The 13,699-nt window shown below is 65.7% G+C and carries 11 protein-coding genes and 1 pseudogene; 3 read left to right on the top strand and 9 right to left on the bottom strand.

The genetic code is table 11. The features are described 5' to 3' along the window. Positions 1-10: 10 nt before the first annotated feature. Positions 11-112: pseudogene (locus AC07VU_RS21160) on the bottom strand (tautomerase family protein); the annotation flags it as partial. A gap of 245 nt (positions 113-357) precedes the next feature. Here AC07VU_RS21160 and AC07VU_RS21155 point away from each other — a divergent pair. Both AC07VU_RS21155 and AC07VU_RS21150 read left to right on the top strand, forming a co-directional pair. Beyond that, positions 358-1,419 (top strand): Rieske 2Fe-2S domain-containing protein, encoded by a 1,062-nt coding sequence (locus tag AC07VU_RS21155; RefSeq protein ID WP_277588552.1) that lies wholly within the window; start codon positions 358-360, stop codon positions 1,417-1,419. Positions 1,420-1,504: 85 nt separating this feature from the next. Continuing rightward, on the top strand, positions 1,505-2,455 hold the full coding sequence (locus AC07VU_RS21150) for a PDR/VanB family oxidoreductase (protein WP_277588551.1): 951 nt from the start codon (positions 1,505-1,507) through the stop codon (positions 2,453-2,455). A gap of 6 nt (positions 2,456-2,461) precedes the next feature. On the opposite strand, the gene AC07VU_RS21145 is transcribed toward AC07VU_RS21150, so the two are convergent. From AC07VU_RS21145 to mdlC, 6 genes are all read right to left on the bottom strand, one after another. After that, complete coding sequence (locus AC07VU_RS21145; RefSeq protein WP_495030408.1) at positions 2,462-3,175, bottom strand: GntR family transcriptional regulator; 714 nt, start codon at positions 3,173-3,175, stop codon at positions 2,462-2,464. 668 nt (positions 3,176-3,843) lie between these two features. Continuing rightward, a complete protein-coding gene (locus AC07VU_RS21140; RefSeq protein WP_495030407.1) occupies positions 3,844-5,097 on the bottom strand; it encodes an OprD family porin in 1,254 nt (417 codons plus the stop codon). Between the two features lie 124 nt (positions 5,098-5,221). Continuing rightward, positions 5,222-6,697, bottom strand: a complete 1,476-nt coding sequence (locus AC07VU_RS21135) for an aldehyde dehydrogenase family protein (protein ID WP_495030406.1) — start codon at positions 6,695-6,697, stop codon at positions 5,222-5,224. A 75-nt stretch (positions 6,698-6,772) separates the two neighbouring features. Next, on the bottom strand, positions 6,773-7,711 hold the full coding sequence (locus tag AC07VU_RS21130; RefSeq protein WP_495030405.1) for a ketopantoate reductase family protein: 939 nt from the start codon (positions 7,709-7,711) through the stop codon (positions 6,773-6,775). Between the two features lie 9 nt (positions 7,712-7,720). Further along, positions 7,721-9,154: an MFS transporter gene (locus tag AC07VU_RS21125; protein WP_457276215.1), complete on the bottom strand. Its 1,434-nt coding sequence runs from the start codon at positions 9,152-9,154 to the stop codon at positions 7,721-7,723. A 92-nt stretch (positions 9,155-9,246) separates the two neighbouring features. Then, positions 9,247-10,833 (bottom strand): benzoylformate decarboxylase, encoded by a 1,587-nt coding sequence (gene mdlC / locus AC07VU_RS21120; RefSeq protein WP_277588546.1) that lies wholly within the window; start codon positions 10,831-10,833, stop codon positions 9,247-9,249. 118 nt (positions 10,834-10,951) lie between these two features. Here mdlC and AC07VU_RS21115 point away from each other — a divergent pair, with 118 nt between their 5' ends. Then, the gene (locus AC07VU_RS21115) at positions 10,952-11,854 is read left to right on the top strand and encodes a LysR family transcriptional regulator (RefSeq protein ID WP_495030404.1); all 903 of its coding nucleotides are present in this window, start codon (positions 10,952-10,954) and stop codon (positions 11,852-11,854) included. A gap of 3 nt (positions 11,855-11,857) precedes the next feature. On the opposite strand, the gene AC07VU_RS21110 is transcribed toward AC07VU_RS21115, so the two are convergent. Continuing rightward, the gene (locus AC07VU_RS21110; protein WP_495030403.1) at positions 11,858-13,189 is read right to left on the bottom strand and encodes an MFS transporter; all 1,332 of its coding nucleotides are present in this window, start codon (positions 13,187-13,189) and stop codon (positions 11,858-11,860) included. Positions 13,190-13,465: 276 nt separating this feature from the next. Further along, a complete protein-coding gene (locus AC07VU_RS21105) occupies positions 13,466-13,690 on the bottom strand; it encodes a hypothetical protein (protein WP_495030402.1) in 225 nt (74 codons plus the stop codon). Between the last annotated feature and the right edge of the window lie 9 nt (positions 13,691-13,699).

Below are 13,699 nucleotides of genomic sequence, written 5' to 3'. Positions count from 1 at the left end.
CATAGGTAGACTAATTGCCCCGCCCACCGCCAAACGACCAGGCTTCTGCCTCAGTGGTGGTAATCACCACCATCACATCCTCGGCATCGATGCCTGGCGCCCGGCCCAGCCGCACGCTCGCCAGCTCGGGTCGACGAACGGCGACATCCCGCCTTCATCGCTGGCGTTTTTTCTGTCATTGGGGGGTGTTTAACAGCACCTATCAATGGATCCATTAAAATCGAAAGCAACAGCTATCAGTCCGATAATCGCCCATAAATCAACCTTATATCTGGACTTTATCGTTGACTCTCAAACACCACAGCCCCTCTAATGGATCCATTAAATAAAAACAATCACTCCCCAGGAGAGCCTTCCATGTACCCCAAGAACACTTGGTACGTTGCCTGCACCCCCGATGAAATCGCCGACAAGCCCCTGGGCCGACAGATCTGTGGGGAGAAGATGGTGTTTTACCGTGGCCTGGAGGGCCGGGTCGCTGCGGTCGAGGACTTCTGCCCCCATCGCGGCGCGCCGCTGTCGTTGGGGTATGTGGAAAGCGGCAACCTGGTGTGCGGTTATCACGGGCTGGTGATGGGCTGCGATGGCAAGACCGTGGCAATGCCCGGGCAACGGGTACGTGGTTTCCCGTGCAACAAGACCTTTGCCGTGGTCGAGCGCTACGGCTTTATCTGGGTCTGGCCCGGCGATCAGGCGTTGGCCGATCCGGCGCTGATCCATCACCTGGAATGGGCGGTCAGCGATGAGTGGGCCTACGGTGGCGGGCTGTTCCATATCCAGTGCGACTACCGCCTGATGATCGACAACCTGATGGACCTGACCCACGAAACCTACGTCCACGCCTCCAGCATCGGCCAGAAGGAAATCGACGAGGCGCCACCGACCACCACGGTCGAGGGTGATGAAGTGGTCACCGCGCGACATATGCAAAACATCATGGCCCCGCCGTTCTGGCGCATGGCCCTGCGCGGCAACGGCCTGGCCGACGACGTGCCGGTGGACCGCTGGCAGATCTGCCGCTTCACCCCGCCCAGCCATGTGCTGATCGAAGTCGGCGTGGCCCATGCCGGCCAGGGCGGCTACAACGCGCCGGCGCAGTTCAAGGCGTCGAGCATAGTGGTGGATTTCATCACCCCGCAGAGCGACACCTCGATCTGGTACTTCTGGGGCATGGCGCGCAACTTCAACCCACGGGACGAGGCGCTGACCGCGAGCATTCGCGAGGGCCAGGGCAAGATTTTCAGCGAAGACCTGGAGATGCTCGAACGCCAGCAGCAGAACCTGCTCGCCCACCCCACACGCAACCTGCTCAAGCTGAATATTGACGCCGGCGGCGTGCAGTCGCGGCGGGTGCTGGAGCGCCTGATCGCCCAGGAACGCGCCGGCGAAGCGCAGCTGATCGCCACGGCCACGGCCTGAGCCCGCGCGGCACTTTCCCCAGCCTTTTACCCAAGAAAAGAAACAGAAGTGACCGCCCTGGGCGGCAGCACTCGGAGGACCGACAATGATCGATGTGGTGGTGGTATCCCGTAACGACGAAGCCCAGGACATCTGCAGCTACGAGCTGGCCAGTGCCGATGACCGCCCGCTGCCGGGCTTCAGCGCCGGCGCGCATATCGATGTGCACCTGCCCGGCGGCTTGATCCGCCAATACTCCCTGTGCAACCACCCCGAAGAACGCCATCGCTACCTGATCGGCGTGCTCAAGGACCCGGCCTCCCGCGGCGGCTCGCTGGCCATGCACGAGCAGATCCACCCCGGCACGCGTCTGCACATCAGCGAGCCGCGCAACCTGTTTGCGTTGGCCCATGAAGCCCGGCGCAGCCTGCTGTTCGCCGGCGGCATCGGCATCACCCCAATCCTGTGCATGGCCGAGCGCCTAGCCCACAGCGGCGCCGATTTCGAACTGCATTACTGCGCCCGCTCCAGCGAGCGTGCGGCCTTTGTCCAACGCCTGCGCGATTCATCCTTCGCCGAGCGGGTGTTCCTGCATTTCGACCAGGAACCCGAGACGGCGCTGGACGCGGCCAAGGTCCTGGCCGCGCCGCGCAACGATATTCATGTCTATGTGTGCGGCCCCGGCGGCTTTATGCAGCACGTGCTGGACACGGCCAAGGCCGCGGGCTGGCGGGAGGACTGCCTGCACCGCGAGTACTTCGCCGCCGCCCCCGTCGATACCCGCGCCGACGGCAGTTTCTCGGTCAAGGTCGCCAGCAGCGGCCGGGTCTTTGAAGTGCCTGCGGACAAGAGCGTGGTACAGGTCCTGGAAAGCCATGGCATCGAGATTGCCATGTCCTGCGAACAAGGGATTTGCGGCACCTGCCTGACCCGGGTACTGGAGGGCGTGCCGGAGCACCGCGACCTGTTCCTCACCGAGGACGAACAGGCGCGCAACGACCAGTTCACCCCCTGCTGCTCACGCTCGAAAACGCCGCTGCTGGTGCTGGATATCTGAAGGGATTCAGGCGGGACGGAGAATGACCTTCATCCGCTCGTCCGCCGCCGCGCTGCTGAAGATCTCGGCATAACGCAGGGTCGCGTTGGCATGCTCGCGCATGATCGCCTCGGCCCGCGCGCCCTGGCGATTGACCAGGGCATCGAACACCGAATGGTGCTGCATATGGGCGTAGTTGAAGCGCCGGTATTCTCGGGCCATGTCCTGGCGATCCACCGCCAGCGCGGTGACCGAGGCGAACGGCAGATGATCGTTGCGCGCCAGGGCATCGGCGATCGCCGGGTTGTGGCTGCCTTCGACAATCACCTGGTGAAAACGCATGTTGAGGTCGTGATAGACCTCCAGGTCGTCCTCGGTCACATAACCCTTGGCGAACAATTGGTCGCCCTGGGCCAGGCACAACTCCAGGGCCGCCCGCGCCGCCTCCGACAAGCCGCGCTCGGCGGTCTGGCGCGCCGCCAGCCCCTCAAGTACCCCCCGCACCTCGACCGCGCCGGCGATGTCCTCAGCACTCACCGAACGCACCTGGAACCCCCGCCCGCCAAACCGCACCAGCAGGCCTTCCTGCTCCAGGGTACGGAACGCCATGCGCACCGGCATCCGCGACACCCCGAACAGCTCCGCGGTTGGAATCTCCATCAGCCGTTCACCGGCCACCAGCTCGCCCGAGGCGATCATCTTGCGCAACGCGACCAGCACCAATTGACCGGGCTTACTCATCCAGGCAACTTCCAGAAAACGTGGGCGGCCATAGTACCGCAAGCCTTGCACCGGCGGCATGCGGATAGCGGCGTGCCGACGGTGGCGACCTCACGGACGCCATCGCGGGCAAGCCTCGCTCCTACAGAAAATGCGTAACCTACTGCCTCACAGCACACGCCTCCCTGTAGCCGCTGCCGCAGGCTGCGATAAGGCCGCAGGCCTTCAGCGATCTCAAGATCTTGCGCCCCCTTCGGGGTCGATCGCAGCCTCGCAGGCTCGGCAGCGGCTACAGGAAACACACCCACCCCAGGCCGGCCGGCAGGCCGCCGTCTTGCTTTTGCTTTTGATCTGAACGCCCCGTTAACCACGATGGCCGAACGCAGGCATTGAGCCGTGGGTAACCCGGCACGGATGCCGGGTTAGCCGCCCCAGGCCATGGATGGCCTGTGGCGGCGGCCCACGGATCAATGCCTTCGTTCGGGCATGCCGAGCCTTAGCGAGGCACCGAGTGGGGGGCGAAGCGTTTTGGTTACTTTGGACTGGGCCGGCTTCCGGATCTTCCAAAGTGACCCGCCGTAAGGGCGGAACCCTAAGCCGCCGTGACCACAGCAACGGATATGTACACCGTCGAGCATCGACCGACCGCTCCTACAGAAGCGGGTTTACCCGCGACAACGCCGCAAAACTCAAAACGACAACGGATAACTCACAATCACCCGAGTCTGATCAAAATCACCATTAAAGCTGCGCCGATTGGTAGCGTTATTCACCCGCACACTAAGGTTCTTCAGGCTGCCACTCTGAAAGGTATACCCCACCTCCGTATCCCGCTCCCACTCCTTGCCATTGCTCCCGGCCTTGGTCGTGGCATTCTCACCATGCCCATAACGCACCATGGCCAACAGCCCCGGCACGCCCATGGCGGCGAAGTTGTAGTCATAACGCACCTGCCAGGAACGCTCGTCGGCGTTGCTGAAGTTGCCGTTGAACATGTCGTTGCCCAGGGTCCGGCCGCTGCTGCCATACACCGACATCCACGGGCTGTCGCCACTGACCTTCTGCAAACCCAGGTACAGGGTATGGCCAGCGGTAGAGGCCGAGAGCAAGGCATAGGCGGTGCGGCTCCGGATCTCGCCGATGCGTGCCTGGCCGTCATCCTTGTCGATGAAGTAACCGAGGTTCGCCCCCAATACCCAGTCGCCCACCGGCTGCTTGTGCAGCAGGTTGAAGTAGCTCTGCTGGTAGATGTCTTCCAGCTGCGCATGCCAGGCGCCGATCAAGGTGCGCTGCTGGTTGAAACGGTACTCGGCGCCGGCATAGGTGAAGCCATCCGACGTGACCCCGGGCGCAGCCCAGGCCGAGAGGTCCTGCATGTCCGAGGAGTTGCGCAGGCTCACCGAACGGTACTGCCCGGCCTGCAACCCCAGCCCGGCAATTTCCCGCGAGTCGAGCATCGCCCCACGGAAGGTCTGCGGCAGCAGCCGGCCATCGTCGTAGCGCAGCAGCGGAATGTCCGGCAGCAATTCGCCAACCTTCAGCTCAGTGGCGGAAATGCGCATTTTCGCCGCCACGCCGGCGCGGCCGTAGTTGTCCGCCGCGCGCCCGTCGTCATGCACCGGCAGCAGCTCCGAACCACTGGTGCCGCGCCCGCTGTCGAGCTTGACGCCGAACATGGCGATGCCGTCCAGGCCGAACCCGACGACGCCCGGGGTGTAGCCGGAATTGAACTTGAGGATAAAACCCTGGGCCCACTCCTCGACCTTGCTCTTGGCCGCCCCCGGGTCGCGAAAATCCCGATTGAAGTAATAATTGCGCAGCACCAAATCGGTCTTGGCATCTTCGAAAAAACCGCCGTCTTCGGCCCAGGCCGGCAGGCCCGTGCCCAGTGCCAGTGAAGCCGCGGCCAGCGAGCGCGCGAGGATGCAGTGAGGGGTGTTCATTATTATTGTTCTCCGCTTTGCATAGGCGCAGCCGTTCCCCGACAGGCCGCTCCAGGCCCGCCTTCTATCGGCTGCAAAAATGCCCGGCCGGTTTGAGGCCGGGCGATATCCTCAGCTCAAGGCATCAGAAGGGATAACGACGCGCCGAGTGCTGCACGCTGATCCAGTGATCGCGGGTGAATTCGTCGATCGCCCAGTCGCCATTGAAGCGCCCGAGCCCCGAGTTCTTTTCCCCACCGAAGGGCGCGTTGGCCTCGTCGTTCACCGGGATGTCGTTGATATGGGTCATGCCCGCGCGAATCCGCCGGGCGAAGTTCACCCCGCGCTCCAGGTTGCGGCTGAACACCGCGCTGGACAGGCCGAACTCGCTGGCGTTGGCCAGCTCCAGGGCATGGGCCTCGTCCCGCGCCCGCAGCAGCCCCACCAGCGGGCCGAAGATTTCGTTGCGCGCCAGGTCCATGTCGACTGTGACCTCGCCGTAGACATGGGGCGCCAGCAGATTGCCCTGGGCGCCACCCTCGTAGAGCGGCTCGGCGCCTTCGCGGCGGGCCAGCTCGATCTTCTCCCGCAGGCCCTGTAACTGCCGCGCATTGATCACCGGGCCGATCACCGTCTCGATCGATTGCGGATCGCCGACCTTGAGCCCCTTGACCCGCTCGACGAAGCGCGCGGCGAAAGCGTCGTAGAGGCTGTCGTCGACAATGATCCGGTTGACCGCCATGCAGATCTGCCCCTGGTGCAGGAACTTGCCGAACACCGCCGCGCTCACCGCCTGTTCGAGGTCGGCGTCGGCCAAGACCACGAACGGGCTGTTGCCGCCCAGCTCCAGGGCCACGTGCTTGAGGTGCGCGCCACCGCTGGCGATCCGGCCGATACCGCGGCCGACCGGGGTGGAGCCGGTGAAGGTGATCAGCGAGGGCACCGGGTGCTCGACAAAGGCATCGCCAATCTCGCTGCCCGCCCCCACCACTACGCTGAGCACGCCCGCCGGCAGGCCGGCCTCCTCGAAGATCTTCGCCAGCAGCAGGCCGCCGCAGACCGGCGTATCGCTGGCCGGCTTGACCACCACCGCGTTGCCCAGGGCCAGCGCCGGGGCGATCGAGCGCTGGGTCAGGTGCAGCGGGAAGTTCCACGGGCTGATGACCCCGACCACCCCCAGGGCGCTGCGGTAGACCCGGCTCTCCTTGCCCGGCACATCGGACTCGACGATGCGGCCGTGGACCCGCGCCGGGAACGATGCCGACTCCAGGGCGATGGCCCGCGCCGCGCCCCATTCCAATTGCGCCTTGAGCCGGGTGCTGCCGGACTCGCGAATGATCCAGTCGACGATTTCCTCGCGGCGCCGGTCGAACACCGCCACCACCTGATGCAGCACCGCCGCCCGCGCCGACGGCCCGAGCGCCGCCCAGTGCGGCTGCACCGCGGCGGCCTTGGCATAGGCGGCATCCAGGTCGGCGCGGTTGGCCTGGGCCACTTCCAGCAGCAGCGCGCCGTCGAACGGGTTGCTCACCGCCAGGGTTTTGCCGGCCGCGCCGGCGCGCCATTCCCCGGCGATGGGTTGCAAGTGCAGATCGCTGTAGACAGCTGGGGACTCACTCATGACAAAGCTCCTTGAGGACAGGATTCACAGGAAAGATGGGCTCGCGACTCAGGGCGCCGAACCGGGTTTACGTGGCTATGCATGACTGCCTCCGGTGGCCGCCCGCGCCTCGATCAGGCGCAGCAGCCCCAGCAGGGTTTCGGTATGCGGCACGGCGATGCCGGCCTGGCGCGCCCTGGCCAGGACCTCGCCGTTGATCGCGCCGATTTCCGTGGGCCGGCCGGCCAGCACGTCTTGCAACATGGACGGTTTGTGCGCCCGGTGGTGGGCGATGGCATAGGCCACGCTGTCCAGGCAGCGCCGCGTATCCGTGGCCACCCCCACCGACTGCGCGACGCTGAGCACCTCCAGCACAATGGCCCGGGCCAGCGCCGTGCCTTGCGGCACGGCATCCAGTTGCCCCACGGTGCAGCCGGTGACGGCGCACAGGCTGTTCAAGGCCGCGTTGAACGCCACCTTCTCCCAGATCGAGGTCCAGACCTGCGGGTCCACCGCGCAGTGCAACCCCGCCGCCTCCAGCACTGCGGCAACCTGGGTGCTGGCCTGGCGCTCGACGCCATCCAGCGACAGCAGCCGGACCACGCCCTGGCCATGGGAGCGGACATGGGCCAGCCCGGCCATATCGGCGGGCCAGGTGGTCATGCCGATCATCACCTGCTGCGGGGCGACGTGGCGGCACAGCGCTTCGGCGTTACCCAAGCCGTTCTGCAGGGTCAGCACCCGCGTGTGCTCACCGATATGGCCGGCAATACTGCGCAGCGCGCTGTCGGTGTGCTGGGCCTTGGTGAAGACCAGCAGCAGGTCGGGCTGGCCCGTCACCTGCTCCGGCCGGCAGGCGCTCAGGCCGCCGATGCGCCGGTCGCCGCTGTCGGTGTCCAGGCGCAAGCCCTGGCAGCGGATCGCCTCCAGGTGCGTGTCGTTGATGTCCAGCAGCGTGACGCTCTGCCCACTTTCCGCCAGCAGGCCGCCAAACAGCGAGCCCATGGCGCCCGCCCCGAGAATGCTGATGTTCATCGAACCTCCTTATGGCTGTGAGGGTTGATCGGCAAGGTGCTGCTTGTCGGCCCGGGCTGATCCAGGCGCCCGCCGGGGAATATGTCGGCGCACCAGCACCAGGGCGATCAGCGCCAGCACCATCACCGTCCCCAGCAGCGTCAGGTAACCGTGGGCGCCGCCCTGGGTGATCACCGTGGCGCCGACGAAGGCGCTAAGAATCGCGCCCATGCGCCCGAAAGCCAGGGCCGATGCGGTACCGGTGGCGCGCACGGCGGTGGGATAGATAAAGGCGCACAGCGCATAGAGGGTGGACTGCACGGCGTTGACGAACAGGCCATGCACGCCAAAGCCGAAGATCAGCAGGCTGGTGTTCTGGTTGACGTCCACGGCCTGCATAGCGAAGGCACTGGCCGCGCCGCCCGCGCAGCAGATCAGCAGCGGCCAGAACGAGCCCCAGCGCGTCATCGCGACCGCGCAGAGCAGCGCGCCGATCACCCCGCCCAGGTTGTAGGCGGTGAGGCCGGAACCGGCCACCGCCAGCGACAAGCCTTCGGACAAGAGCATGGTCGGCAGCCAGCTGAAGGCGCTGTAGACCGCGGTCAGGCACATGAAGAACGCCACCCAGACCGCCACGGTGTCGCGCCCGTAGCCGGGGGCGAACAAGGCACGGAAGCCGCCCTGCTGCTCGCTCTTCTGCTCCAGCGCATCGGTGTAGCGCACGCCTTCGGGCATCGGTCGGCCCATGCGTCCCAGCAGCGCAGTCAACTCGCCCCAACGCTGCGGCCGGCGCGCCAGGAAACGCGGCGACTCCGGCAGCGTCGCCAACAGCAACAGGCCCAGCACTATGGGCAGGCTGCCGCCGATAAAGAACAGCGTGCGCCAGCCGTACAGAGGCAGTACGTGGGAGGCGAACAACCCCGCCAGCATCCCGCCCAGGGGCACACAGACAATGGTCGCGGTGACCGCCAGGGTGCGGCGGCGCGCCGGGGTGAACTCGGCGGTCATGGTGGTGGCGCTGGGCAGCGCGCCACCGATGCCGAGCCCGGCGATAAAACGCAGCGCCGCCACGGTCAGCGCATCCGGCGCCAGGCCGATGGCGCAGGTCGCGGTGCCGAACAGGATCACGCTGGCGATGACCGCCATACGCCGGCCGAAACGGTCGGCGAACAGGCCGGCGCAAGCGCTGCCGATGCCCATGCCGATCAGCCCGGCGGCCACCGCAGGGGCGAAGGCCTCGCGGGTGATCCCCCATTCCTTGATCATCAGCGGTATGGCGAAACCGATGAGCTGGCCGTCGAAACCGTCCATCACGATGGACAGCGCGGCCAGCAACACCACGATCTTCTGCATCCCGGTGTAGGGCCCGTCGTCGAGCAAGGTGCCGATATCGGCACTGCCGGAAACCGGGCTCGACCGCTGGGCCCCAGCCTCCATCACTTCACTGACCGAAGTCGTGTTCATAGCCACCTCTTTTTATTGTTGTGGTGTACGCGCAAGGCGCGCTTGGCATTACCGGATCTTCTGCCCGGCGCCGGGAGCCCGGACTTTGAGAATCAGGGCTCGATGGTCAGGGTCGGCACCTCGATCAATACCGGGCGATTGCCGGCCAGGGCCGCGCTGAAGGCGGCGGCGAACTCGGCGCGGGTCGCGGCATGCACCGAATGCACGCCATAACCCTGGCCGATGGCGCAGAAGTCCAGGCCGGGAACGTCCAGCCCCGGCGCATCGCTGACCTGCAGCACATCGGCGAACCAGCGCAGCGCGCCGTAGGTGCCGTTCTTGAGGATGATGAACACCACTGGGATGCCGTACTGGGCAGCGGTCCATAGCGCGGTGATGCCGTAGTTGGCCGAGCCGTCGCCGATGATCGCCACCACCCGCCGCCCGGGCGTCGCCAGTTGCACGCCAACCGCGGCCGGCAAGCCGAAACCCAGGCCACCGGCGGCGGGAAAGAAGTAGCTGCCGGGCTGGCTCATCTCCACCCGCTGCCAGAACGCGCTCACCGTGGAGGTGGATTCCTTGACGTAGATCGCGTCCCGCGGCGCCAGCTGGTTGATCAGGTCGAATACTGTTTCCGGTCGCAGCAGGCCGCCCTCCTCGCGCACCGGCGCCGGCAGCGGCAAGGCGCTCGGCAGCGGCCGTTCGCTCTGTGGCAGAGCACCGACCAGAGCCTCGAGAGTCAGGGCGATATCGCCCACCAGCGCATCGCCCATGGGCGCCCGCGCCGCCTCGCCCGGGTCGCAGGTCAAGTGCACCAGCTCACAGTTCGCCGGCAGGTAATCGCCCGGGGCGTATTGGTGGTAGCGGAACACCGGGGCGCCCACCACCAGGATCAAATCGTGCTCGGCCAGGCAGCGGCTGATCCCGGCGATGGCCGCCGGCAGCACGCCACGGAAACACGGGTGGCGGGTGGGAAACGGGCAGCGCGAAGCGGAAGGCGCGACCCAGGCCGGCATGCGCAGTTTTTCCGCCAGTTGCACCGCCAGGCCGTTGCTGCCACTGCCGTCGACATCCGGGCCGAGCACCAGCACCGGGCTATGTGCCGCCGCCAGGCGCTCGGCCAACGCTTGCAGTTGCGCCACCGAAGGCAGGCCGGCGCTGGCCACCTGGCGCCGTGCCAGATGCTCGACCCCGGCCGGCGCCGCGCAGGCCCAGTCGTCATAGGGAATCGACACATACACCGGCCCGCGTGGCGCCAGGCTGGCCATATGGATCGCCTGGCTCAGGGTGCGCGGCACGTCCTGGGCCGAGGCCGGCTCGTGGCTCCACTTGACCAGGGGCTTGGGCAGTTGCGCCGCATCGACATTGGCCAGCATCGCTTCCACGCCGACCATCGAGCGCACCTGCTGGCCGGCGGTGATCACCAGCGGGCTGTGGGAGTACCAGGCATTGGTCAGCGCGCCCATGCCGTTGCCGGTGCCGGCGGCGGCATGCAGGTTGACGAAGGTCGGCTTGCCGGTGGCCAGGGCGTAACCGTCGGCCATACCGACCACCGCGCCTTCGTGCAAGCCGAGGATGTAGCGAAAGTCCTCGGGAAAACCCTTGAGAAACGGCAACTCGTTGGAGCCAGGATTACCGAAGATGGTGGTCAGGCCTTGCTCGCGAAGAATCTCGTAGGACGCAGAGTGAACGGTTTTCATAAGGACCCTTGTTGTTAGGTTTCGGGTTACTCTTGCAGCCGCTACGAAATTGATCAAATCGATACTATCTCTATCAAAAATAAAACCTATCTATGTTCATAACGGCAGCAGAGGCGGTATGAGCCACATCGATCTGAACCTGATCCGCACCTTCGTCACCCTCTACGAAGCCCGCAGCGTGACCCTGGCGGCCGAGCGCCTGTTCGTCACCCAGCCCTCGGTCAGCTATGGCCTGGCGCGCCTGCGCGAGCTGTTCGACGACGCCCTGTTCAGCCGCACCCGCGACGGCATCCAGCCGACCTTTGTCGCCGAGCAGCTGTACGGCCCCTTGCGCGAATCCCTGAGCCGCATCGAAAGCACCGTGCAGAGCTGTCGCCAGTTCGACCCGGCGAGCACCGAGCGGCGCTTTCGCATCGCCCTCTCCGACCTCGGCGAAATCGGCTTTTTGCCGCTGATCCTGGCGCGCCTGAACCAGGACGCGCCGCTGGCCGAAGTCGAGGTCCTGCCGCTGCAGGTGGACCAGGTCGGCGAGTGGCTGGCCAGCGGCAAGGTCGATGCCGCGATCTGCCGCCAGCCGGTCCCCGGTATCCGCAGCCGGGTGCTGATGCACGAGCGTTATGTGTGCCTGCTGAGCACCGGCCATCCGCGCATCGACCAGCAGTTGAGCCTCGAACAGTTCCTCGCCGAACGGCACGTCGCCGTGACCCGCACCAGCGGCCACGGCAATGTCGAAGACGTGCTGAAAAACATGCACGTGGAACGGCGCATCAGCCTGCATGTGCCGCACTTCTCGGTGCTGCCGAAAATCATTCCCGGTACCGACCTACTGGCGGTTTTGCCGGCGCAGATCGCCCGGCTGTTCATCCACGAGGGCGAGCTGAAGATGCTCGAACTGCCGTTCCCGGTGGCCGAGTTCGCCGTGTCCCTGAACTGGCACCCCAACAGCGACAGCTCCGCCGCCCTGCGCTGGTTCTGCGACACCATCGCCGACGCCATCATCAGCGGCCAGGGCCATCACTAGTGGCTAGGCCCCGACCATCGCCGGCTGCGCCTGGGCCCGGGCCGGCTTGAGCAGCAACAGGCAGCCGGCGGCGATCACAAACACGCTGGCAAACACCCCGTACAGATGCAGCGGCTGCCAGCCGCCATCCAGCAGGAAGCCGGCCACGGTCGGTGAAAGAATCGCGCCGATGCGGCCGATGCCGATGCCCCAGCCAACGCCCGTGGCGCGCACCGAGGCGTCGTAGACCACCGGCGACAGCGCATAGAGGCCGGCCACGCAACCGTTGGCAAACAGCCCGATCAGCAGCCCCAGGCCCAGCGCCGCGGCGATCGACGAGGCCGAGCCGACGAACAGCACCAGCAGGCCGGCGGTGATCAGCATGAACAGCGCCAGCACCCGGCCCAGCGGCCAGCGCGAGGCCAGGCCGCCGATCAGCGCCGCACCGAAGATCCCGCCGACGCTGAGCAGCACCCCGCCGGTGATCCCCTGCTGCGCCGACAGCCCGGCGGCCACCAGCAGTTTCGGGGTCCAGCTCATGACGAAGTAGAAGCCGAACATCACCAGGAAAAACAGCAGCCAGATCAGCAAGGTGGTGCGGCGCATGGCCGGCGCCAGCAACTGGCCGAAACCGCTGGGCGCGCCGGCTTGCCTGGGCACCTCTGGCGGCAACTGTTCAAGCTCAGGCTGCTCCAGGCGTCGTGCCAGGCGATTGACCCGCACCAGGGCATTGGCCGGGCGGCGGGCAAGCAGGAAGTCCAGGGATTCGGGCAGCCACAGCAGCACCAGGGGAATCACCAGCCAAGTCACCGCGCCGCCGAACAGGAACACCGAGCGCCAGCCCCAATGGCCCAATAACCACACCGCCAGCAACCCGCCCAGGGTGGCGCCCAGGGCATAACCGGTGGATTGCAGGCTGACCGCCAGGCCGCGCCAGCGCTTGCTCGAATACTCGCTGGCGATCACGTTGCTGCTGGCCAGGATGCCGCCGATACCGAGGCCCGTCAGGCCGCGCAGCAGCGCCAGTTGCAGGGGAGTCTGGCTCAGGGCCGAGAGCAGCATGCCGAGCCCGGACAGCGCCAGGCAGAACAGGATCAATGGTCGCCTGCCAAACCGGTCGGCCCAGGGCGCGATAAACAGCGAGCCCGCCGCCATGCCGAACAGCCCGGCGCTGAGCAGCAGGCCGACCTGCGCCCCGTTCAGGCCCCACTCGGCCGAGACCGAGGCCGCGGTGAAGGCCATCACCAGCACATCGAAACCGTCGATCATGTTCAAGACCATGCAGATGCCGATGGCCAGGCATTGGAAGGAACTCATCGGGCCGCTGTCCACGCGGCTCTTCAGGTCGAGCGTCATGAACGCACCTCCACGCCGCCTGCCGGCGACAGCGAGGGGGAAAACAGCGGCGTGCACACAGACAGACGGCGGACGGAACCCAGGCAGTTCCGCGCCCTTGATAAGCCATTCATGACGAGACCCTTCTTGTAGTTTTTATCGGGGGACGGTCGGGAGGGGCCCGCCATCGCCAGGTGGCTAATCAACCATCCAATGGATCCATTAACAAGGGGTGAAATCCAGGGAATCCATGGAAAATTGGCTGAAATACCTGGAGAAATGCTCAGGTATTTTTATTTAAAAGACGAAAATCAATGACTTAATCAAACAGCCATTGACTGATATTTGCGGGCGATTATCGACCAGACTCAAAAGGCGCAGGCTGTTGAGGATCCTGTGGCCGTGAATGGCTACAGGATCCAGAAATAATGGATCCAATAAATCAAAACCCTGAAGGCAGATGCTCAGCTTTTCATCAATGGACTGACAATCCGCCTCAAGGGCTGTGACCTTATCTTTCAACGCCCTGCC

The organism is Pseudomonas sp. GW821-FHT02B10, from assembly GCF_059421865.1.
The sequence above is the reverse complement of the archived record's forward strand: the minus strand, read 5'-3'. Positions and strand labels throughout refer to the sequence as shown.